Here is a 20892-nt window from a genome sequence, read left to right on the forward strand (position 1 = left end):
AATTCGGGCGGACGCCCGACAGGGGCGTGCGGAGTGTCCCGCACGCCCCTGTCGTGGGCCGGTGGCCAGACCGTCAGACCGTCAGGCCGCGGCTGATCAGGTCGATCAGGGCGAAGGCGAACAGCGAGATGCCCACGAACCCGTTGGTGGAGAAGAACGCCCGGTTCAGCCGCGACAGGTCGTGCGGCTTGACGATGGTGTGCTCGTAGACGAACGCCCCGGCCACCACCGCGAGCCCGCACCAGAAGAACGCGCCCGCGTCGGTCAGCACCGCGTACCAGGCGAGCAGCGCGGTGGTGACCGCGTGGCAGACCCGGGCGCCGGTGATCGCGGCGGGCACCCCGAACCGGGCCGGGACGGAGCGCACGCCCGTGCCCCGGTCGGCCGCGACGTCCTGGCAGGCGTAGATCAGGTCGAAGCCGCCGATCCAGATGCCGACCGCCAGCCCCAGCACCACCGCGTCCCAGGACCAGCTGCCGGTGACGGCCAGCCAGGCGCCGATCGGCCCCATCGCCTGGGCCAGGCCCAGGATCGCCTGCGGGAAGTCGGTGAACCGCTTGCCGTAGGGGTAGACCACCATCGGGACGACGGCCACCGGCGCGAGCAGCAGGCAGAGCGTGTTGAGCAGCGCCGCCGAGCCGAGGAAGACCACCAGCGCGATCGCCGAGCCGACGTACGCGGTGCGCAGCGAGACGGCGCCGGTGACGAGCTCGCGGCCCGCGGTGCGCGGGTTCCGGGCGTCGATCTCGCGGTCGATGATCCGGTTGGCGGCCATCGCGAAGGTGCGCAGGCCGACCATGCAGACGGTGACCAGCAGCAGTTCGCGCCAGTGCACCGTCCCGTCGGCGAGGAACATCGCGGTCAGCGCGGCGGTGTAGGCGAAGGGCAGCGCGAAGACCGAGTGCTCGATCACGACCAGGCGCAGGAAGGCCCTGGTCCGGCTCGGCGGCGCCTCGAACGCGTCGGCGGTGGTCATCACAGGCCGTACTCCTTCCAGCGGCGGGTGACCCGGGCCGCGGTCTCCGGGTCGGAGGCGACCATCTCGGGCCAGCCGCCGTCGCGGGTGTAGCCCTCCTCGGGGAGCTTGCGGGTGGCGTCGATGCCCGCCTTGCCGCCCCAGAACTGCTGGTAGGAGGCGTGGTCGAGGTGGTCGACCGGGCCCTCGACGACCGAGAGGTCCCGGCTGTAGTCGACGTTGCCCAGGGCCCGCCAGGCGACCTCCTGGTAGTCGTGGACGTCGCAGTCGGCGTCCACCACGACGATCAGCTTGGTCAGCGACATCATGTGGGCGCCCCAGATGGCGTGCATGACCTTCTGCGCGTGCTTGGGGTACTTCTTGTCGATCGAGACGATCACGCAGTTGTGGAAGCCGCCGGCCTCGGGCAGGTCGTAGTCGACGATGTCCGGGATGATCACCTTGAGCAGCGGCAGGAAGAAGCGCTCGGTGAACTTGCCCAGCGGCCCGTCCTCGGTGGGCGGGCGGCCGACCACGATGGACTGCAGCAGCGGGCGGCGGCGCATCGTCACGCAGTCGATGGTCAGCGCCGGGAAGGGCTCCTGCGGGGTGTAGAAGCCGGTGTGGTCGCCGAACGGCCCCTCGGGCAGCAGCTCGCCGGGCTCCAGCCAGCCCTCCAGCACCACCTCGGCGTCCGCCGGGACCTGCAGCGGGACGGTCTTGCAGTCGACCATCCGGACCCGCTCCCCCGCGACGAACCCGGCGAACAGGTACTCGTCGATGTCGCCGGGCAGCGGCGCGGTGGCGGCGTAGGTGACGGCGGGCGGGCAGCCGAAGGCGATCGCGACGGGCAGCTTCTCGCCGCGCCTGGCGGCCACCGCGGCGTGGTTGCGGCTGTCCTTGTGGATCTGCCAGTGCATGCCGATGGTGCGCCTGTCGTGCCGCTGCAGCCGGTACAGGCCGAGGTTGCGGACGCCGGAGTCCGGGTCCTTGGTGTGGGTGAGCCCGAGGTTGAAGAAGGAGCCGCCGTCCAGCGGCCAGGTGAACAGCGCGGGCAGCTGCTCCAGGTCGACGTCCTCGCCGGTGAGCACCACCTCGTGGACGGGCGCGTCGGCGGACTTCACGTTCCGCGGCGGCACGTGCGCCATCGAGGCGAGCTTGCCGAACGCCTCTCGGAAGCCGGTGAAGCCCTGCGGCAGTTCGGGCTTGAGCAGGCCGCCGATCTTCTCGGCGATGTCGTCGGGCGACTTGAGGCCGAGGGCCTTGGACAGCCGCCGCTCGGTGCCGAAGACGTTCATGGCCAGCGGCATCGCCGAGCCCTTGACGTTCTCGAACAGCAGCGCGGGGCCCTTGGCCTTCTGCACCCGGTCGACGATCTCGCCGACCTCCAGGTAGGGGTCGACCTCGACCTTGATCCGTTTGAGGTCGCCCTCCCGCTCCAGTGCCCGGAGGAAGGAACGGAGATCGTCGTATGCCATACCTGTCAGTATCCGGTACGGGCTACCCTGGGCCCGCCAAGGGTCCTGTTCGAACCTTCCCCGGGAGAATCCGCGCCGTGCTGAGAGTCGTGCCCGTGGTGGCGCTGCTGGCCCTGTGGGTGTGGGCGTTCATCGACTGCCTGACCACCCCCGAGGACGAGGTCCGCCACCTGCCGAAGGTGGTCTGGGTGATCGTCGTGCTGTTCTTCCCGCTGGTCGGCTCGATCGCCTGGCTGGTGGCCGGCCGCGACCGCACCGGCGCCCGCCGCGGCCGGGCGCCCTGGCCGTCCGGCCCGACCGCCGGGTACCCCGAGTACGAGCGCCCGCGGCGTCCGCCGGCCCCGGACGACGACCCGGAGTTCCTCGCCTCGCTGAAGCGCGGCAACGAGCAGCACGAGGACATGCTCAAGCAGTGGGAGGCGGACCTGCGCCGCCGCGAGGAGGAGCTGCGCCGCGGCGGCGAGCACCCGGAGGACGGCGACCGCCCGAAGGGCTGATCCCGCCTTTTGGCGCATCCCTACCATCCGGACCTGATCCGGCTCTCGAACACCCGGCCGTGGGGGGGCCGGGGGGCCCCCCCGGGGGGGGGCGCGCGCGCCCGCCCCCCCCCCCCCCCCCGGCCCCCCCCCCCCCCCCCCGGGCCCCCCCCCCCCGGCGGGGCCGGGGGGGGGGGGGGGGGGCCCCCCCCCCCTTCCCGCACCCGCCACCTCGCCGCTGACCTGCCGATTCGGCCGCTCCCCCACCCCCCGGCAGGGGTGCACCCCCTGCCCCGCCGGAAGCGACCCGGCGGTAGGGGTGTGCGCCCCCCTATGTGGGGCCTGTACAGCGATCGGCTCCCGACCTTGTACGGATTCGACGCCGAGAGCGGGGCGCCCCGACTCGTACTGTCGTAGCAGTAGAGGTGTTCGCTGCCCCACGCGAGCTTGGAGTGGTTCGAGATGACGGTCCTGCACGATGCGCCGGTCGGCGGCGAGGCTCCGGCCGATGCCCGTAGCCGGGTTGCCGAGTTGCACGAGCTGCGCGAGCAGGTCCGCCGCGGACCGAGCGAGCAGGCCACCGAGGCGCAGCACGCCAAGGGCAAGCTGACCGCGCGGGAGCGGATCGAGCTGCTGCTGGACGAGGGCTCCTTCCACGAGGTGGAGCCGCTGCGGCGGCACCGCGCGCAGGGCTTCGGCCTGGAGGCGAAGAAGCCGCACACCGACGGCGTCGTCGTCGGCTGGGGCACCGTGCACGGGCGGACGGTGTTCACCTACGCGCACGACTTCCGGATCTTCGGCGGCGCGCTGGGCGAGGCCCACGCGCAGAAGATCCACAAGATCATGGACATGGCCATCGCCGCGGGCGCGCCGCTGGTCTCGCTGAACGACGGCGCGGGCGCCCGGATCCAGGAGGGCGTGACCGCGCTGGCCGGCTACGGCGGCATCTTCCAGCGCAACACCCGGGCCTCCGGCGTGATCCCGCAGATCTCGGTGATGCTCGGCCCGTGCGCGGGCGGCGCGGCCTACAGCCCGGCGCTGACCGACTTCGTGTTCATGGTCCGCGAGACCTCGCAGATGTTCATCACCGGCCCGGACGTGGTGCAGGCGGTGACCGGCGAGAAGATCACCCAGAACGGCCTGGGCGGCGCGGACGTCCACTCCTCGGTCTCCGGCGTCTCGCACTTCGTCTACGACGACGAGCAGTCCTGCATCGAGGAGGTCCGCTACCTGCTGTCGCTGCTGCCGCAGAACAACCGGGAGATGCCGCCGGTGGTGGCCGCGGACGACCCGGTGGACCGCCGCAACGACTCGCTGCTCGACCTCGTCCCGGCCGACGGCAACCGCCCGTACGACATGCGCAAGGTCATCGAGGAGGTCGTCGACCACGGCGAGTACCTCGAGGTCCACGAGCGCTGGGCGACCAACGTGATCTGCGCGCTGGCCCGGATCGACGGCCACGTGGTCGGCATCATCGCCAACCAGCCGCAGTCGCTGGCCGGCGTGCTGGACATCAACGCCTCCGAGAAGGCCGCCCGCTTCGTGCAGATGTGCGACGCCTTCAACATCCCGCTGGTCACCATGCTGGACGTGCCCGGCTTCCTGCCCGGCGTCGACCAGGAGCACGACGGCATCATCCGGCACGGCGCGAAGCTGCTGTACGCGTACTGCAACGCCACCGTGCCGCGGATCCAGCTGATCCTGCGCAAGGCGTACGGCGGCGCGTACATCGTGATGGACTCCCGCTCGATCGGCGCGGACCTGTCCTTCGCCTGGCCGACCAACGAGATCGCCGTGATGGGCGCCGAGGGCGCCGCGAACGTCATCTTCCGCCGGGACATCAACGCAGCCGAGGACCCCGAGGCGACCCGGGCGCAGAAGATCAAGGAGTACAGGAGCGAACTGATGCACCCGTACTACGCGGCCGAGCGCGGCCTCGTGGACGACGTCATCGACCCGGCCGAGACCCGCGCCGTGCTCGCCTCCTCGCTCGCCATGCTCCGCACCAAGCACGCCGACCTGCCGAGCCGCAAGCACGGCAACCCGCCGATGTAACCGGCCGCTGCCCGCGCCGAAACCTTTCAGAATCAAGCTTGGGGGAGAACGGGAACCATGAGCGAACCTCTCGTCCGCGTCGTCCGCGGCTCGCTGACCGCCGAGGAACTGGCCGCGCTGACCGCGGTCCTGGCCGCCCGGGCCGCGGTGGCCGCCGCCACCGCCGCCGCCCCGGCCGTCGAGCCGATCGCGACCTGGTCGCGCGTCGAGCGCCGCCCGGCGTACTTCTCGCCGGTCAGCTGGCAGCAGGCCGCGTAGCGCACGCGGAGGGGCCCGGGACGTCGTCCCGGGCCCCTCCGCGTTCCCTGCGGGCCGTTACGCGGCCGCCAGCGCGGTCGGACGGCCGGCGTGCATGGTGGTGAGGTTGGCGGCCAGCCGCTGCGGGTCCTGGGCCAGCCACAGGCGCACCGCGGCCCCGAGCATGATGCAGGAGGAGCCGAGCCGGACGCCGGTGGACTGGGCGATCCGCGCGGTGGCGATGGTGAGCAGGTCCGCCAGCTCGGTGGGGAGCCAGACGGTGAGCGCGCAGGGCGCGGGCGTGGTGAGCGCGGCCAGCAGCCGGTGGGCGTCGGCCGGGCAGTGCAGGGTGGGCAGGACGTCCAGCAGCCCGTCGGCGACGACTTCGGAGACGTCGCTGTGGTGGCCCTGGGCGAGCCGTCGCAGCAGCGTGCGTTCCGCTGCGGTGATTCGGACGGTCATGATGACCTCGTCGCACTCCATGGTGCGGCCCTCCTCGCGGCTTCGTGGTGCGTGGGTGGTGGTGGACGGTGCGGGGGTGGCGTCAGACGCCGGCGTAGGAGTGCTTGCCGGTGATGAAGATGTTGACGCCGTAGAAGTTGAACAGCCAGCAGGCGAAGGCGAGCAGCGCCAGGTAGGCGGCCTTGCGGCCGCGCCAGCCGGCGGTGGCCCGGGCGTGCAGGTAGGCGGCGTAGGCGACCCAGGTGATGAAGGACCAGGTCTCCTTCGGGTCCCACTCCCAGTACTTGCCCCAGGCGGCCTCGGCCCAGATCGCGCCCGCGATGATGGTGAACGTCCAGAGCGGGAAGATAATCGCGTTGATCCGGTAGGAGAGCTTGTCCAGGGTGCCGGAGGCGGGCAGCCGCTCCATCAGGTTGGCGGCGCGGACGGTCAGGCCCGCCGCGACGCGGTGCTCGTAGCGGTCCTTGAGCAGGTAGGCCACGGTGGCGACGAAGGCGGCGAAGAACGCGCCGCCGCAGATGGTGGCGGTCGAGACGTGGATGCCGAGCCAGTAGGAGTGCAGGGCGGGGACGAGCTGCTCGGAGTCGGTGTAGAGGACGACGACGGCGACGCCGAGGATCAACAGCGCGACCACCGTCACCGGCAGGCCGAGCCAGCGGACGTTCTTCCCGGTGGCGAGCAGGATCACGTACGCGCCGACCATCATCAGGGCGAACGCGCACGAGAACTCGTACATGTTGCCCCACGGCCAGCGCATCACCGACAGGCCGCGGGCCGCCACGCTGGCGGCGTGCAGCAGCATGCCGAGCACGGTCAGCGAGACCGCGATCCGGCCGGCCAGGTCGGCCTTCTCGCTGGTGCCCGCCGGGCCGACGCCGTCGGCCGGGCCGCCGTCGCCGCGGCCGCTGGTGACGGTGGTGGCACCGGCCTCGGCCAGCGCGGTGCGGGTGAGCGTGGTGGTGCCGCCGCCCTGCGCGGCGACGGTGACGGTGACCTTGCGGACGCCCTTGGCCGCCGCCGCGGACTCGGCGACCGTCTCGGCCAGGGTGCTCTGCCGCGCGGAGCGGACGGCGACGCCGCCCTTGGCGCCGAACGTCCACTCGAAGATCTGGGCGAACATCGCCAGCGTGTAGACGGTCATCGCCGAGTAGATGAGGTAGTTGGAGAGGTTGGCCAACTGGGTGTCGACCTGCGCGAGCAGCACCGTCTACTCCTTGGTTTCCGGGGCGGTGGGGACGGCTGCGGCCGGGGAGTCGGCTGCGGCGGGTGCGTCGTCGGCGGGGCCGTCGGGCCCCGGGGGTTCGTCGGCGGCCGGGGCGTCGCCCTGCAGCTCGACGGCGATCTCGGCGAGTTCCTCGGCGGTGCGGGCGGACTCGCTGCGGCCCAGCCCGGCCACCTCGACCAGGGTGCGGCCGTCGGGGGCGGCCACCGCGCGGACCCAGATCCGGCGGCGCTGGACGAACAGCGAGCCGATCAGGCCGAGGATCGCGGCCACCGCGCCGGTCAGCGCGACCGCGTTGCCGGGGCGGTGCGAGATCGTGAAGTTGGCCCACTGCTGGTAGCCGTCGAAGGTGACGCTGCCGTAGCCGTCGGGCAGTTGCCAGCCCTGGCCGACCTGGAGCGGGACGGAGGCGGGCGCGCCGTTGACCTTCAGCTGCGTCATCGCCTTGTCGTCGAGCTCGTACACGTTCTGCGGCAGGCCGCTGTCGGTGCGCATGTCGCCGACGTAGGCGGTGATCACCAGCCGCGGGTTGGCCGCGGCGGGGAAGACCGAGACCGGGCGGCCGGTCTCGTTGAAGTCGTCCGGGGCGGTGGGCAGGAACATGCCGCTGAGGGCGAGCTGGGTCTTCCGGCCGTCGGGGCCGGTGCCGTAGTCGTTGACCTTGATCACGCCGGGCGAGGTGACGTTGGAGTCCTGCGGCAGGAACACCGTCGGGCCGCGGTAGACGACCTCGTCCTTGGCGTTGCGGACGGTCACCACCGGGGCGAAGCCGTGCGCGGTCAGGAAGACCTTGGTGCCGCCCACCTCCAGCGGGTGGTTGACCTCGATCTTCGCGTTCTTCTGCTTGCCGGTGTCGGCGCCCTTCCAGTAGCGGACGTTGGCGACGAACTCCTTGGCGGTGCCGGCCGCCGGGCCGGAGGTCTGGAAGTCGGCGGTGAAGCCGTCCAGTTTGAAGCCGAAGGCGTCCAGGTCGTCGACGCCGTAGAACGCGGAGCCGGTGAAGTCGTCCAGCTGGGTGGTGGTGTTGGAGTAGCCCTGGCCCTCCAGCACGATCTTGGTGCCGGAACCGCTGAACAGGCTGGCCCAGGCGAAACCGGCCAGCAGGGCGAACAGCGCGAAGTGGAACAGCAGGTTGCCGACCTCGCGCAGGTAGCCCTTCTCGGCGGCCACCGAGCCGGAGCCGGCCGCGGCCCGGAAGCCGCGCTTCCTCAACAGCCGGTGCGCGGCCGCGTTGACCGCCGCGGGGTCGGCGTCGGTGTGCCAGGCCGCGTAGACCGGCATCCGGGTCAGGTTGCGCGGGGCGGCCGGGGGCTGGGCGCGCAGCACGCCGACGAACTGCCAGGTGCGCGGCAGGATGCAGCCCGCCAGCGAGACGAACAGCAGGATGTAGATCGCGGAGAACCACACCGAGCTGTAGACGTCGAAGAGTTGGAGCTTCTCGAAGAGCGGGGCCAGGCCCTTGTGGGCGTTCTTCCACGCCGTGATCTTGAAGGTGTTGGGCTCCTGCGGCACCAGCGAGCCGGGGATCGCCGCCAGCGAGAGCAGGAACAGCAGCAGCAGCGCGACCCGCATCGAGGTGAGCTGGCGCCAGAACCAGCGCAGCCAGCCGAACACGCCTATCCCGGTCGGGACGGTGTCGTTCTCCTCGGGCGCGGTGCTGAGCCGCTCGACCTCGTCGAGCCGCTCGGCGTCGAGCCGTTCGGCGTCGGGGCCTTCCGCGGCGTCGGCCGGCTGGGGGCTGGTCTTCGTGTCGCTCACGGTCAGATTCCGATCGAGAAGTCCTGGGTGAGGTACTGCAGCTGGTTGACCAGCGCGTCCCACACCCCCGTCACCAGGGCCAGGCCGACCGCGACCAGCATGCCGCCGCCGATCCGCATCACCCACTGGTAGTGCTGCTTGACCCAGCCGAAGGCGCCCAGCGCCTTGCGGAACGCCAGGGCGGCCAGGACGAACGGTACGCCGAGGCCCAGGCAGTAGACCGTCATCAGCAGGGCGCCACGCCCGGCGTCGGCCTCGTTCGCGGAGAGCGTGTTGATCGCCGACATGGTCGGGCCGAGGCAGGGCGTCCAGCCGACGCCGAAGACCAGGCCCAGCAGCGGGGCGCCGTAGACGCCGACCGCGGGGCGGCGGTGGGTGCGCAGTTCGCGCATCGTGAAGCCGGGCAGCAGGCCCATGAAGGCCAGGCCCATCAGCACCGTGACGACGCCCATGACGATCGAGACGACCCGCTTGTGGTCCGCCAGGGCCGTCCCGACGTAGCCGAACAGCGCGCCCTCGGAGATGAAGACGGCCGCGAACCCGGCCACGAACAGGACGGAGCCCGCCAGCATCCGGCCGCGCCTGGCGCCCCGGGCGTCGGAGAGGTCGGCGGCGGAGAAGCCGGTGACGTAGCTGAGGTAGCCGGGCACCAGGGGCAGCACGCACGGCGAGAAGAACGAGACCAGCCCGGCGATCAGCGCGATCGGCAGCGCGAGCACCAGCGCGCCGCTGCCGACCGTCTCGTTGTACCCGATGTCGGCGGCTGCCAGCAGGGTGCTCACTTCGACTCCGCCAGCACCGGGTCGACCATGGCCTGCAGGTCCTCGGTGGACATCGCGCGCATCGCCCGGGCGGCCAGCCTGCCCTCCTGGTCGACCACGATGGTGGTCGGGATGGACTGCGGGTTGAGGCTGCCCTTGGGGAACTTGAGGATCTCGGCGCCGTCCGGGTCGTAGATGCTCGGGTAGGTCACCCCGAAGTTCTTCTCGAACGCGACGGCGTTGGCGGGGTCGGTGTCCCGGGTGTTGATGCCGAGGAACTGCACCCGGTCGCCGTACTTCTCGCTGGCCTCCTGCAGGCCCTTGGCCTCGGCCCGGCAGGGGCTGCACCAGGAGCCCCAGATGTTGAGGACGACCACCTTGCCGCGGTAGTCGGAGAGCTTGAGGGTGCCGCTGCCGTCCAGCGAGGTGCCGGTGACGTCGGGGGCGGCGACCCGCTTGGCGGGACCGGCGGTGGCGATGCCGCCCTTGCCCGTGACGAAGCCGACGCCGCCGCTGCCACTGGACCCGGAGCTGGAGCACCCGGCGAGGGCCAGGGCGGAGACCGCGCCGAGGACGGCGGCGAAGCGGATGCGGCGGCTGGACGTCCGTGTCATGTGAAAAGTTTCGCATGGCTCTTCGGCCCGTTTTAGGGGGGTCCGGCCTTGTCGACCGGACCCCCCGTGACCTGCGCTTTTTCCGCTTATGATCGTCTTAATTCGGGCATTTCGCCGCCCCGGGGGCTTACCCCGGCGGGGCCCGGTGTGAGCTACGCCCCGAAGCTCTTGCCGACCGGCTTGTCACCCTTCTTGCCCTGGCCCACCAGGTGCGCGGGCAGCAGGTCCCGGGCCGGCTCCCGGTAGCCGATCGAGACGATCCGGTCGCCCTCGTAGGTGAAGCTGGTCAACGAGGCCAGCGAGCACTGCCGACGGCGCGGGTCGTGCCACAGCCGGCGCCGCTCCGCGAACGAGCGCAGGATCCAGATCGGCAGCTGGTGGCTGACGCACACCGCCTCGTGCCCGCGCGCCGCGTCCCGGGCCGCCGCGATCGCACCCATCATCCGCACCACCTGGTCGATGTACGGCTCGCCCCAGGACGGCTTGAACGGGTTGGTCAGGTACTTCCAGTACCCGGGGTTGCGCAGCGAGCCGTCGCCGACGCCGAAGGTCTTGCCCTCGAAGACGTTCTCCGCCTCGATCAGCCGCGGGTCGGCCGCCACCTGCAGCCCGTGCGCCTTGGCGATCGGCTCGGCGGTCTCCTGCGCCCGCTCCAGCGGCGAGGCCACCACGTACGTGATGTCCCGGTCCTGCAGGTGCTCGGCCACCCGCTCGGCCATCTGCCGGCCCAGGTCGGAGAGGTGGTAGTCCGGGAGGCGGCCGTAGAGCACGCCCTCCGGGTTGTGTACCTCGCCGTGCCGCATCACGTGGACGACGGTGATCTCCTTGTCGCCCCGGGCGCTGTTCTCGCTGGTGTTCTCGGTCACTTGGCGGTCTCCTCGGTGGCCTCGGCCGCGGCGCGGGCGGCGGCGGGCAGGGCGGCGGCGATCCGCTCGATCGCGCGCTCGTCGTGCGCGGCCGAGACGAACCAGGACTCGAAGGCCGACGGCGGCAGGTAGACGCCCTGGCTCAGCATCGAGTGGAAGAAGGAGTTGAAGCGGAACGCCTGCTGGGTGCGCGCCTCGTCGTAGTTGGTGACCCGCTGCTCGGTGAAGAAGACCGAGAACATGTTGCCCGCGGTCTGCAGCCGGTGCGCCACGCCCTCCTTGGCGAGCGCCGCGGTCACCAGGCCGGACACCTCGGCGGCGGCCTTGTCCACGGCCGCGTACGCCTCGTCGGTGCAGTGCCGCAGCTGGGCCAGGCCCGCGGCGGTGGCGATCGGGTTCCCGGAGAGGGTGCCCGCCTGGTAGACCGGGCCGGCCGGGGCCAGCTGCGCCATCACGTCGGCGCGGCCGCCGAAGGCCGCGGCGGGGAAGCCGCCGCCCATCACCTTGCCGAAGGTCAGCAGGTCCGGCGCCCAGCCCTCCCGCGCGGCCTCCAGCCCGTACCAGCCGGCCTTGGAGACCCGGAAGCCGGTCATCACCTCGTCGGAGACGAACAGCGCGCCGTCGGCCCGGCAGATCTCGGCCAGGCCGCGGTTGAAGCCGGGCAGCGGCGGGACGACGCCCATGTTGCCGGGCGAGGCCTCGGTGATCACGCAGGCGATCTCGCCGGGGTGGGCGGCGAACGCGGCGCGCACCGCGTCCAGGTCGTTGTACGGCAGCACGATGGTGTCGCCGGCCTGGGCGCCGGTCACGCCCGGGGTGTCCGGCAGGCCGAAGGTGGCGACGCCGGAACCGGCGGCGGCCAGCAGCGCGTCCACGTGACCGTGGTAACAACCGGCGAACTTCACCACCTTCGCGCGGCCGGTGAAGCCGCGGGCCAGCCGGATCGCCGACATGGTCGCCTCGGTGCCGCTGGACACCAGGCGGACCTGCTCGACCGGCGCGATCCGGGCGACGATCTCCTCGGCCAGCTCCACCTCGCCCTGTCCGGGCGTCCCGAACGAGGTGCCCAGGGCCACCGCCCGCTGCACCGCCTCGACCACCGCCGGGTGGGCGTGGCCCAGCAGCATCGGGCCCCAGGAGCAGACCAGGTCCACGTACTCGCGGCCGTCCGCGTCGGTCAGGTACGGGCCGGTGCCGGACACCATGAAGCGGGGCGTGCCGCCGACCGCGCGGAAGGCGCGCACCGGCGAGTTGACGCCGCCGGGGGTGACGGCCAGCGCGCGGTCGAACAGCGACTGGGACTGGGGGGCTTCGTACGGGTAGCTCATCTGCTCGCTCATCCGTTGGGTGCTGGGAGCGGCCGGGAACCGCTCTTACCCGCACATGGTCTCAAATCGTGTCCTGGCGTTCTGCATGTCGGGCCCGATCATCTGGAACGATGATCCGTGTGCTGCTCCCCTCACTGGCTGTGCCAAAGGTAAGGTCGGGTGACGCGCGCTCGTGTAGCACGCCGGCAGACGGGTAAGGGGCATGTTCGGGAGGGACCCCGAACATGCGAAGGTCTGTCGATTCCGGCGAGTTCCGGTGAGGATGGTCCAGTGTCCGAGAGGCAGGACGGTTTCGACGAGGCCGCGGGGCGCAGCCGCCGGCCCGGCGAGACCGGCGGGGGTACGGGAACGGGCAGGGGAAGGAGGGGCGAGGGCAGAGTGGGGGTCACCTACAAGTACTTCGGCGCTCCGGACCGCGCCACCGCCGCCAGGGTTCCCACCGCCCTCGGCCCCGGCGGCCTCGGCCTCGACGCCGGGGAGCTCGGCGCCCTCGGCCGGCTCGGCGACCTGATGGAGACCAGCGGCTCCGCGGGCGGCCACCTCTCCACCAAGATCAAGCCCGAGACGATGAGCGCGATGGTGCTCACCGGCATCCAGGGCGTCCCGCTGCACCACGTCCCCCCGCTCGAACTGGTCGTCCTGCACCCCGACTACGCGGTGGTCCAGCTCCCGCACACGGTGGTCGAGCCGCTCCGCAAGGCCGACGAGACCGAGCTCGGCGCCGCCGCCTTCATCTGGTCCACCGTCCCCGACCGCCGCGGCCCGCGGGACGCCTTCGTCATCTACCAGATGCTGCACGAGTGGCAGGACTTCGCCAACCGCCTGCACGAGGCCGGCCACCAGCTGTACTGCCTGGTCTGGCCCTGATCCACCGGTCCACCCGGAACCCCCTGGTCCACCCGGCCCGCGCCGCCCTGCTCCCCCGCTCAGTTCCCCGCCGCCGCGCGCAGGAACGGCAGGAAGGCGGCCACGGCCGGGACGGGCAGGTGGCCGCGGCGGGTCGCGGTGTGGACGTGCCGGACGGGGGTGTCCTCCGGGTGCAGCGGCACGAGCGCCAGGTCGGGCCGGGCCGCCCGAGCCGCCAGCGAGGGGATCAGCGTGATGCCCAACCCGGCCGCCACCAGGCCCAGTTTGGCCGTCCACCCCGCCACCTCGTACTCCACCCGCGGCTGGAAGCCGTTGCGGACGCAGGCCGCCAGCAGGGTCGCCTCGGGGCGGCGGCTGGCGGCGATCCACGGCTCCTCGGCCAGTTCGGCCAGCCGCAGGCGGCGGCGCCGGGCCAGCCGGTGGCTGCGCGGGACGGCCACCAGGACGGGGTCGTCGACCAGCCGGTGCAGCTCGAACCGCTCGGTGTCGTAGGGGTGTTCCGGGTAGGCGGTGACCAGCGCGAAATCGATCGAGCCGTCCGCGAGCAGGTCGAGCAGCGCCCCGGAGAGGCCCTCGGTGAGGGTCGGCGCGATCGCCGGGTGAGCGGCCCGGAAGGCGGCCAGCGCGGCCGGGACGAGCGCGGCGTTGGCGCTGTCGAAGGCCCCCAGCCGGAGCCGTCCGGCGGTCAGCCCGGCCAGCGCGGCGAGGTCGCGCCGGGTGCCGTCGAGCCGGTCCAGCAGCGCCTCGGCGTGCGGCAGCAGCGTCCGCCCGTGCTCGGTCAGCGCCACCCCGCGGGGCAGCCGGTCGAACAGCGGGACGCCCAACTCGGCCTCCAGCGAGGCGATCTGCCGGGAGACCGCGGACTGCGTCCACCCCAACTGGCCGCCCGCCGCGGTGAACGAGCCGAGCCGGGCCGCGGTGCGGAAGACCTCCAGCCATGCCATGTCCATTCCGCATGGCTACCATGCCGGACATTCGTTTGTCGCCTGCCTGGGCGGCGCCTAGCGTGGTGGGCATGGAGATCACGGAGCGCGTGGCAGTGCTGGGGCTGGGCCGGATGGGGCTTCCACTGGCCCGCCGACTGAGCGGTGCGGCAAAGGAGTTGGTGGTCTGGAACCGGTCCGCGGGCCGGGCGGCGGGCCTCACCGAGGCGGCCTCCCCGGCGGAGGCGGTGCGCGGCGCGGGCGTGGTGGTGACCATGCTGTCCGACCCGGCGGCGGTCGCCGAGGTCGCGGACCGGTTCCGCCCCGCGCTGGCCCCGGGCACCCTGTGGATCGACATGTCCTCGATCGGCCCGGCGGCCGTCGCCGAGCAGCACGCCCGACTCCCGGACGGTGTCAGCCTGGTGGACGCCCCGGTGCTCGGCAGCGTGGACGCGGCCGCCGCCGGCGCCCTGGTCGTCTACGCGGGCGGCGAGGAGCAGGCCCTGGACCGGGCGCAGCCCCTGCTGGAGCGGTTCGGCCGGGTGGTCCGCTGCGGCGGGCCCGGCGCGGGCGCGGCGCTCAAGATCGTCGTGATGGGCGCGGTCGTCACCTCGGTGACCGCGGTCGGCGAGGCCCTGGCCGTAGCCGAACGCCTCGGCGTCCCCGCCGACCAGGCCCGCCGGGCGCTGGCCGCGGGCCCGCTGGCGGGCGTGATGGCCCGGATCGCCAGCACCGACGCGGACTTCCCGATCCGCCTCGCCGCCAAGGACCTCGCCCTCGCCGACGGCGGCCCCGTCTTCACCGCCGCCCTCACCACCCTGCTCGCCGACCCCGCCCGCGCCGAACTCGACCTCGCGGCGGCGGCGGGGTAAGGGGCACGCATCCCAGGGGCCCGGGGAACGGCAGAGCCCCGTCAGGGGCTCGGGGAACGGCTCGGTCCGTGCTGCTGACGAGCCCCGCCAGGGGCTCGGGGAACGGCGAGTCCGAGCTGCTGGCGGCCGGAGCCCATCGAAGGTCCGTGCTGCTTCGGGCCGTAGTGACAGAACCCGGAGCCAATGGCACGCACCGCCGCGCGCTCCGCACCCCCTCTCGAGCATCAATTCTCCCGCCCCGCAAGGCTTTTGGCCATCGGAAAAAGCGTGGTTAGGATCGCCCGGCACCGACCGACTTCCTGAGGGGGGACCCACCGATGACCGCACCCGGCAGGCCACCGCTGCCGTTCGACTTCATGCGCCCCGTCCCGTCGTTCACCCTGCTCAGCACCGACCTCGTCGACGGCGGCGAACTCGGCGAGGAGCAGGCGTACGAGGGCGGTAACCGCTCGCCGCAGCTCAGCTGGTCCGGCTTCCCGGCGGAGACCAGGAGCTTCGCGGTGACCTGCTTCGACCCGGACGCGCCGACCGGCTGCGGGTGGTGGCACTGGCTGCTGACCGACCTCCCGGCCGACACCACCGAGCTGCCCGCCGGTGCGGGCGGCGGCGGGTTCCCGGGCCTGCCCGCCGGGGCGGTGCACGGCCGCAACGACTACGGCAGCAACGACTACGGCGGCGCCGCCCCGCCGCCCGGCCACGGTCGGCACCGCTACGTGTTCGCCGTGCACGCCCTGCCGGTGGAGTCCCTCGGGCTGGCCGCGGACACCCCGGCGGCCGTGATCAGCGGCACCCTGGGCTTCCTCGCCCTGGCCCGGGCCGTGCTGGTCGTCGAGTACGAGACCGCGGCCCCGCAGGACTGACCCGGCGCGGAACGGCGCGGAACGACCGGACGGCCCGGCAGCGGACCCGGATCGGGGCCTGCCGCCGGGCCGTCCGGCCGCCGGGGGCGGTGGCGGGGAGGTCAGGGAGTGACGACCGGGAACGCCGGGTCGGACTCGTCCAGGGCCGCGAACAGCCGGTCCAGGACCGCCGGGTCGCCGCTGAGGTCGATCCCGTCCCGGCCCCGGCCGGCCAGCAGGGCGAACAGTTGCGGCTTGGTGAGCGTGACGGTGAGGTCGGCCGGTCCCGGGTCCCGGGTGACCTCGCTGTGCACCAGGACGCCGTTGTGCAGGGTCGCCCGGTGGGTGGCGCCGAGGTCGGTGAACTTCCAGACGGTGCTGAGCCGTTCGCCCCAGGCCGCGGGGCCGTTGACCCGGATCGCCAGCGAGTCGAAGACCTGGTCGACGGTGAGCGCCCCGGCGAAGCTGCCGGCCCCGAACGGCATCGCCTTCGGCGGGTTGCGCAGTTCCAGCGCGCCCATCAGGTAGCAGTTGCGCCAGGTCGCGTTCTCCGCGCCGTACCCGAGCCGCTCGAAGACCTGCGCCAACTGCTCCTTGGCGTCCTTGCTCTCCGGGTCGGCGAACACGGCGTGCTTGAGCAGTTGGGCGGCGAACCGCAGGTCACCGGCGTCGGCGTACTCCCGGGCCTTGGTGAGGACGGCGTCCTGGCCGCCGATGCAGTCGACGTAGCGCTTGGCGCTCTCGGTCGGCGGGTGCTCCCACAGCGAGGCCGGGTTGCCGTCGTACCAGCCCATGTAGCGCTGGTAGATGGCCTTCACGTTGTGGCTGACCGAACCGTAGTAGCCGCGGGCGTGCCAGGCGGAGGCCAGCGCGGGCGGGAGTTCCAGCTGCTCGGCGATCTCCGACCCGGTGAGGCCCCGGTTGAGCAGGCGCAGGGTCTGGTCGTGCAGGTAGCCGTACAGGTCGCGCTGCTCGGACAGGAAGCGGGTGAGCCGCTCGGTGCCCCAGGTCGGCCAGTGGTGCGAGGCGAACACCACGTCGGAGTCGGCGGCGAAGAGTTCGATCGCCTCGGTGAGGTAGCGCGACCAGACCCGGGCGTCGCGGACCACCGCGCCGCGCAGGGTCAGGATGTTGTGCAGGTTGTGGGTGGCGTTCTCGGCCATGCACAGGGCGCGGCGCTCGGGCAGGAAGAAGTTCAGCTCGGACGGCGCCTCGGTGCCGGGCGTCAACTGGAAGCGGAACAGCACCCCGTCGAGCCGCTCCTCCTGCCCGGTGTGCGTGACGTCGAGGGTGGCGGGCCGCAGGCTCGGGGTGCCGTGCGAGGCGGTGTGGCCCAGGCCCATGCCGACCAGCCCGGTCGGACCGGCCGGCAGGTCGCCGCCAGAGTAGTAGCCGCCGCGCCGCAGCATCGCGGTGCCCGCGTACACGTTCTCGGCGACCGAGTGCTCCATGAACCCGGACGGGGCGACGATCGGGACGTCCGCGCCCTCCGGCAGGACGCCGTCCACCCCGCCGAAGTGGTCGATGTGCGAGTGGGTGAACAGCACGGCGGTGACCGGGCGTTCGCCGCGGTGCTCCCGGTAGAGCGCCAGGCCCGCGGCCGCGCACTCGGCGGACACCAGCGGATCGACCACCACCACCCCGCGCTCGCCCTCGATCAGCGTCATGTTCGACAGGTCGAAGCCGCGGATCTGGTAGACGCCCTCGGTGACCTCGAACAGCCCGGCGCGGGCGGTCAGTTGGGACTGCCGCCAGAGGCTGGGGTGCACGGTGTCGGGACACTCCCCGGCCAGGAAGTCGGTGGCCCGGAAGTCCCACGCCACCCGGCCGTCCGCAGTGGTGATGGTGTCGGTGGCGGGCGGGGCGATCAGACCGCGGTCGGCGTCCTCGAAGTCGGTGCGGTCGGAGTAGTCGAGCTGGTCGTGGTGGGTCACCGTGACGCCTCCCGGGTCGCGGACCGCACCCGCGCCGCTCGCGGGGCGGACCCTCTCCCCACCCTCCGCCGCCGCGCCCCGCCCCGGCCCGGACTGCTGCTCCGAACCGGTGAACGGCGGGCCGCGCAACTCGTCCACAGGCCTGTGGACGAGCGCGCTCAGGCGTCGAAGTCGTACTCCAGGATGTACGAGGCCGAGTCGAGCACCATCTCGTTGACCTCCACCGCCTGCCCGTCCTCGGCGAACGCGATCCGGTGCACCAGGAACACCGGCGTGCCGGGCGCCAGCGCGAGGCGCTCCGCCTCGTCCCCCGCGGGCATCCGGGAGCGGATCTGCTCCTGAAAGTGCACCGGCTTGAGGCCCAGCTCGGCGAGCCGGGCGTACGTGCCGCCGGGGCCGGTGTCCGGGTCGGTGATCCGGCTGCCCGCGACCAGGGCGGCGGGCAGGTACGAGTCGGAGAGCAGCACCGGCTTGCCGTCCAGCACGAAGCGGCGGCTGCGCACGCAGGCGGGCTCGCCCGGCTTGAGGCCCAGCACGGCGGCGATCCGCTCGGGCGCCTCCCGCTCGGCGACGCTCAGCTGGTCCACCGCCAGCTCGCGGGAGGCTATGTCGGCCGACCAGACCGAGGCGCCGCCGCCCCACGTCCGGTCGGACAGCCGCTGAATGCCGCGGCGCCGTATCGGCCGGAACTCCCGGACGAACACGCCCACGCCCCGGCGGGCCTCCGCTATCCCCTCGCCCTGCAGCACCCCGAGCGCCTGACGGACCGTCATCCTGGCCACGCCGTACGTCGCCATCAGGTCGTTCTCGCCGGGGAGCCGGTCGCCGGGGCGGTAGCGGCCCGCGTCGATCTCGCGCTTGAGGTCATCGGCGATCCGCTGGTACTTGGGCTGCGTGACGCGCGGGTGACTGGTCATGGCGGCGGACTTCCTTCCCCTCTTCTCTAGACATCCTACGCAGGGACGGCCCCTGACGCATTGACATCTCTAGAGATTTCAGCTTGTCTAGAGATGTTGGGATCTGACATACCCTCATATCGGCTGCCGAGTCTCCGCCCATCGGGCGAAACCGCGTGAGGAGCCTGCCGTGTCCGTCCACCGTCGATGGTTCTCACTGCCCCGCGAGCCCGCCACCGTCGCCGCCGGACGCCACCGGGTCCGCGACCTCCTCGCCTCCTGGAACACCCCCCTCGACGAGGACACCCGCTTCACCCTCGACCTCGTCACCTCCGAACTCCTCGGCAACGCCGTCCGCCACGCCACCGGCTCCGCCGTCACCGTCGGCGTCCACGCCGACCCGCTGCACCACCGCGCCGTCATCGAGGTCTACGACTCCTCCCCCGCCGTCCCCGTCCTCGCCCCGGGCCACCCGGCCGAGGACGAGGAGTCCGGCCGCGGCCTGCTCCTGATCGCCGAACTCGCCCTCGCCCACGGCGTGGTGCGCAAGCGCGGCGGCAAGTGGGTCTGGGCCGAGATCGCCCTCCCCGGCGCCGCCGTCCACCCGGCCGACGGCACCGTCGACGATCCCCCGCCGCGCCAGGCCCCGCACGGCGGGATCGCACCCTGGCCGATGACCTGCCAGTAGCCGGGGGTCAGACCGTCAGCGCCCGGTGCAGCTCCTCCGTGCCGCGGCCCAGGGAGCGCGCCGCCAGCCAGGCCGCCGCGCCCGCGCCGTCCCCGGCCGGGCGGAGCGGGGCACCGGGCCAGCGGGCCGCCAGCAGCGGGCGGAGCCGGGCGGCGAGCGGGGTCGGGGAGCTGAGCAGGCCCCCGGCCAGCACGATCGGGAGGGCGCAGCCGGGCGGGCGGAGCAGGGCGAGCGTGTCGAGCAGGTGGTCGGCGGCCCGGACGACCAGGGCGAGCGCCGCCGGCTCGCCGAGCCGTGCCTGCTCCAGGACGACGGGGGCGAGCCGGGCCAGCCGGGCCGGGGCCTGCGCGTGGACGGCGGCGATCAGCGTCGACCGCGGGTCCTCGCCCAGGCCGTCCGGTCCGGTCAGTGCCTCGGCGACCGCCGCGTCCAGGCCGGTGAGCGGCGCGTCCCGGTCGATGGTGGCGAGGGCGCCGGAGACCGCCTCCCGGCCGAGCCAGACGCCCGAGCCGCGGTCGCCCAGCAGCCAGCCGTGCCCGTCCGCGGTGCGGCGCAGCTCGTGGTCGAGGACCTCGGCGGCCATCCCGCCCGTCCCGCTGAGCACCACGTTCCCGTCCGGCGCTGGGCTGCCCGCGGCGTGCGCCAGCAGGACGTCGCTCACCAGCACCGGGTGCGCGCCCAGCCCGAGCCCGTCCCACAGCCCGGCGAAGTCCGGCCGCGCCACCAGGCCGCCCGCGAGCCCGAGCACCCCCGCCGCGACCCGCCCCGGATCCACCCCGGCCAGCGCGGCCCGCACCGCGCCCCCGATCTCCGCCGCCGCGGCCTCCGCCCCGTGCGCGACCGGGTTCCCCCCGCCCCCGCGCGCCCGCCCGACCACCCGCCCGTCCAGCCCCGCGACCAGGACACGCGTACTGGTGCCCCCGACGTCCAACCCCAGCACCAAGTCCGCACCGGCCACCACGCACCTCCGGCTCCATGCTCCCACCGCCCGAAGGCACGCGTTCAGGGGCCCGCATCCCGCCGTCCCCCGAGCCCCTGAAATCCGCTACCGCCCGTCTGCCCGACCGGTCAGCATGGAGGCGTGGAGGAGACACCGAAGAGGCAGGTCCGGGCCCGGTACGACGACGAGACGGTGACGGTCTACCAGGCGTTCCGCCCGGAGATCGCCGAGCCCGCCGCGGCCGAGGGCCGGTTCCCCGCGGCGTTCAGCACGGAGCGGATGACGTGGGTGAAGCCCTCGTTCCGCTGGCTGATGTACCGCAGCGACTGGGCGCGGAGCGAGGGGCAGGAGCGGGTGCTGGGGGTGGTGATCCGGCGGGAGGGGTTCGACGCCGCGCTGGAGGCGGCGGTGCTGAGTGCGTACGAGCGGGGGGTGCACGACTCGCGGGCGCAGTGGCAGCGGGAGCTGCGGCGCAGCGCGGCCCGGGTGCAGTGGGACCCGGAGCGGGACCTGCGGTTGCAGCCGCTGGCGCACCGTTCGCTGCAGCTGGGCCTGAGCGGGGAGCTGGTGCGGCGCTACGCCGGGGAGTGGCTGGTGCGGATCGAGGACCTGACGCCGCTGGCCCGCGCGCTGCACGCCTCGCGGGACGCGGCGCTGCTGCCGCCGGAGCGGCCGTACCCGGTGCCCGCGGGTGCGGCCGTCCGGCTGGGGGCGTCCTGAC

General features: G+C 73.1%; 21 protein-coding genes. 8 read left to right on the forward strand and 13 right to left on the reverse strand.

Translation table 11 applies throughout. The features are described from left to right. Positions 1–73: 73 nt before the first annotated feature. Both mqnP and ACFY00_RS12615 read right to left on the reverse strand, forming a co-directional pair. Entirely contained in the window at positions 74–976 is a 903-nt protein-coding gene (gene mqnP, locus ACFY00_RS12610; protein ID WP_388030335.1) for a menaquinone biosynthesis prenyltransferase MqnP, read from the reverse strand. Further along, positions 976–2433 carry a menaquinone biosynthesis decarboxylase gene (locus ACFY00_RS12615; RefSeq protein ID WP_388030337.1) on the reverse strand — a complete coding sequence of 486 codons (1458 nt, stop codon included), beginning with the start codon at positions 2431–2433 and terminating at the stop codon, positions 976–978. The genes mqnP and ACFY00_RS12615 overlap by 1 nt, the downstream gene beginning before the upstream one ends. 77 nt (positions 2434–2510) lie before the next feature. Here ACFY00_RS12615 and ACFY00_RS12620 point away from each other — a divergent pair, with 77 nt between their 5' ends. From ACFY00_RS12620 to ACFY00_RS12630, 3 genes are all read left to right on the forward strand, one after another. Continuing rightward, the gene (locus ACFY00_RS12620) at positions 2511–2930 is read left to right on the forward strand and encodes a PLD nuclease N-terminal domain-containing protein (protein ID WP_388030339.1); all 420 of its coding nucleotides are present in this window, start codon (positions 2511–2513) and stop codon (positions 2928–2930) included. Between the two features lie 441 nt (positions 2931–3371). Then, the gene (locus ACFY00_RS12625) at positions 3372–4964 is read left to right on the forward strand and encodes an acyl-CoA carboxylase subunit beta (RefSeq protein WP_388030341.1); all 1593 of its coding nucleotides are present in this window, start codon (positions 3372–3374) and stop codon (positions 4962–4964) included. A gap of 57 nt (positions 4965–5021) precedes the next feature. After that, positions 5022–5222 carry an acyl-CoA carboxylase epsilon subunit gene (locus ACFY00_RS12630; RefSeq protein WP_285736997.1) on the forward strand — a complete coding sequence of 67 codons (201 nt, stop codon included), beginning with the start codon at positions 5022–5024 and terminating at the stop codon, positions 5220–5222. A gap of 57 nt (positions 5223–5279) precedes the next feature. On the opposite strand, the gene ACFY00_RS12635 is transcribed toward ACFY00_RS12630, so the two are convergent. The 7 genes from ACFY00_RS12635 to hemL all read right to left on the reverse strand — a co-directional run bounded on the left by ACFY00_RS12635 (position 5280) and on the right by hemL (position 12224). Further along, positions 5280–5684 carry a hypothetical protein gene (locus ACFY00_RS12635; RefSeq protein WP_388030345.1) on the reverse strand — a complete coding sequence of 135 codons (405 nt, stop codon included), beginning with the start codon at positions 5682–5684 and terminating at the stop codon, positions 5280–5282. 61 nt (positions 5685–5745) lie between these two features. After that, positions 5746–6867, reverse strand: a complete 1122-nt coding sequence (ccsB, locus tag ACFY00_RS12640) for a c-type cytochrome biogenesis protein CcsB (RefSeq protein ID WP_388030347.1) — start codon at positions 6865–6867, stop codon at positions 5746–5748. A gap of 3 nt (positions 6868–6870) precedes the next feature. Further along, positions 6871–8643 (reverse strand): cytochrome c biogenesis protein ResB, encoded by a 1773-nt coding sequence (locus tag ACFY00_RS12645; protein ID WP_388030350.1) that lies wholly within the window; start codon positions 8641–8643, stop codon positions 6871–6873. Positions 8644–8645: 2 nt separating this feature from the next. Next, positions 8646–9425: a cytochrome c biogenesis CcdA family protein gene (locus ACFY00_RS12650; RefSeq protein ID WP_388030353.1), complete on the reverse strand. Its 780-nt coding sequence runs from the start codon at positions 9423–9425 to the stop codon at positions 8646–8648. Continuing rightward, positions 9422–10018 (reverse strand): TlpA family protein disulfide reductase, encoded by a 597-nt coding sequence (locus tag ACFY00_RS12655; RefSeq protein WP_388030356.1) that lies wholly within the window; start codon positions 10016–10018, stop codon positions 9422–9424. The genes ACFY00_RS12650 and ACFY00_RS12655 overlap by 4 nt, the downstream gene beginning before the upstream one ends. A gap of 152 nt (positions 10019–10170) precedes the next feature. After that, positions 10171–10821 (reverse strand): histidine phosphatase family protein, encoded by a 651-nt coding sequence (locus tag ACFY00_RS12660; protein WP_388030678.1) that lies wholly within the window; start codon positions 10819–10821, stop codon positions 10171–10173. Between the two features lie 59 nt (positions 10822–10880). After that, on the reverse strand, positions 10881–12224 hold the full coding sequence (hemL, locus tag ACFY00_RS12665) for a glutamate-1-semialdehyde 2,1-aminomutase (protein WP_388030358.1): 1344 nt from the start codon (positions 12222–12224) through the stop codon (positions 10881–10883). A gap of 366 nt (positions 12225–12590) precedes the next feature. On the opposite strand from hemL, the gene ACFY00_RS12670 reads away from it, so the two are divergent. Continuing rightward, the gene (locus ACFY00_RS12670; protein ID WP_030457827.1) at positions 12591–13079 is read left to right on the forward strand and encodes a hypothetical protein; all 489 of its coding nucleotides are present in this window, start codon (positions 12591–12593) and stop codon (positions 13077–13079) included. A 59-nt stretch (positions 13080–13138) separates the two neighbouring features. Here the strand turns inward: ACFY00_RS12670 and ACFY00_RS12675 are convergent, their stop codons facing one another. Then, a complete protein-coding gene (locus ACFY00_RS12675) occupies positions 13139–14029 on the reverse strand; it encodes a LysR family transcriptional regulator (protein WP_388030360.1) in 891 nt (296 codons plus the stop codon). Positions 14030–14094: 65 nt separating this feature from the next. Here ACFY00_RS12675 and ACFY00_RS12680 point away from each other — a divergent pair, with 65 nt between their 5' ends. Together ACFY00_RS12680 and ACFY00_RS12685 are read left to right on the forward strand one after the other, a co-directional pair. After that, a complete protein-coding gene (locus ACFY00_RS12680) occupies positions 14095–14874 on the forward strand; it encodes an NAD(P)-dependent oxidoreductase (RefSeq protein WP_388030362.1) in 780 nt (259 codons plus the stop codon). Between the two features lie 317 nt (positions 14875–15191). Beyond that, complete coding sequence (locus tag ACFY00_RS12685; protein WP_388030365.1) at positions 15192–15734, forward strand: YbhB/YbcL family Raf kinase inhibitor-like protein; 543 nt, start codon at positions 15192–15194, stop codon at positions 15732–15734. Positions 15735–15835: 101 nt separating this feature from the next. On the opposite strand, the gene ACFY00_RS12690 is transcribed toward ACFY00_RS12685, so the two are convergent. Further along, positions 15836–17647, reverse strand: coding sequence for an alkyl/aryl-sulfatase (locus ACFY00_RS12690; RefSeq protein ID WP_388030368.1), 1812 nt, complete (start codon positions 17645–17647; stop codon positions 15836–15838). Positions 17648–17805: 158 nt separating this feature from the next. After that, a complete protein-coding gene (locus ACFY00_RS12695) occupies positions 17806–18564 on the reverse strand; it encodes a GntR family transcriptional regulator (RefSeq protein ID WP_388030369.1) in 759 nt (252 codons plus the stop codon). Between the two features lie 169 nt (positions 18565–18733). Between ACFY00_RS12695 and ACFY00_RS12700 the strand changes: the two genes are divergently transcribed. Beyond that, positions 18734–19231, forward strand: a complete 498-nt coding sequence (locus tag ACFY00_RS12700) for an ATP-binding protein (protein ID WP_388030371.1) — start codon at positions 18734–18736, stop codon at positions 19229–19231. Positions 19232–19238: 7 nt separating this feature from the next. Here the strand turns inward: ACFY00_RS12700 and ACFY00_RS12705 are convergent, their stop codons facing one another. Continuing rightward, positions 19239–20192, reverse strand: a complete 954-nt coding sequence (locus ACFY00_RS12705; RefSeq protein ID WP_388030373.1) for an N-acetylglucosamine kinase — start codon at positions 20190–20192, stop codon at positions 19239–19241. Positions 20193–20312: 120 nt separating this feature from the next. On the opposite strand from ACFY00_RS12705, the gene ACFY00_RS12710 reads away from it, so the two are divergent. Then, positions 20313–20891, forward strand: a complete 579-nt coding sequence (locus ACFY00_RS12710; protein ID WP_388030375.1) for a DUF4291 domain-containing protein — start codon at positions 20313–20315, stop codon at positions 20889–20891. Position 20892: the final 1 nt, after the last annotated feature.

It is taken from the genome of Kitasatospora sp. NPDC001540, from assembly GCF_042894345.1.
GTDB classification, from domain to species: domain Bacteria; phylum Actinomycetota; class Actinomycetes; order Streptomycetales; family Streptomycetaceae; genus Kitasatospora; species Kitasatospora phosalacinea_C.

Bases quoted from the DNA above. Each gene is read 5' to 3' on its own strand.
- mqnP (WP_388030335.1), bottom strand. From the start codon at position 976: ATGACCACCGCCGACGCGTTCGAGGCGCCGCCGAGCCGGACCAGGGCC.
- ACFY00_RS12615 (WP_388030337.1), bottom strand. From the start codon at position 2,433: ATGGCATACGACGATCTCCGTTCCTTCCTCCGGGCACTGGAGCGGGAG.
- ACFY00_RS12625 (WP_388030341.1), top strand. From the start codon at position 3,372: ATGACGGTCCTGCACGATGCGCCGGTCGGCGGCGAGGCTCCGGCCGAT.
- ACFY00_RS12630 (WP_285736997.1), top strand. From the start codon at position 5,022: ATGAGCGAACCTCTCGTCCGCGTCGTCCGCGGCTCGCTGACCGCCGAG.
- ACFY00_RS12635 (WP_388030345.1), bottom strand. From the start codon at position 5,684: ATGGAGTGCGACGAGGTCATCATGACCGTCCGAATCACCGCAGCGGAA.
- ACFY00_RS12655 (WP_388030356.1), bottom strand. From the start codon at position 10,018: ATGACACGGACGTCCAGCCGCCGCATCCGCTTCGCCGCCGTCCTCGGC.
- ACFY00_RS12660 (WP_388030678.1), bottom strand. From the start codon at position 10,821: ATGCGGCACGGCGAGGTACACAACCCGGAGGGCGTGCTCTACGGCCGC.
- hemL (WP_388030358.1), bottom strand. From the start codon at position 12,224: ATGAGCGAGCAGATGAGCTACCCGTACGAAGCCCCCCAGTCCCAGTCG.
- ACFY00_RS12675 (WP_388030360.1), bottom strand. From the start codon at position 14,029: ATGGACATGGCATGGCTGGAGGTCTTCCGCACCGCGGCCCGGCTCGGC.
- ACFY00_RS12680 (WP_388030362.1), top strand. From the start codon at position 14,095: ATGGAGATCACGGAGCGCGTGGCAGTGCTGGGGCTGGGCCGGATGGGG.
- ACFY00_RS12685 (WP_388030365.1), top strand. From the start codon at position 15,192: ATGACCGCACCCGGCAGGCCACCGCTGCCGTTCGACTTCATGCGCCCC.
- ACFY00_RS12695 (WP_388030369.1), bottom strand. From the start codon at position 18,564: ATGACCAGTCACCCGCGCGTCACGCAGCCCAAGTACCAGCGGATCGCC.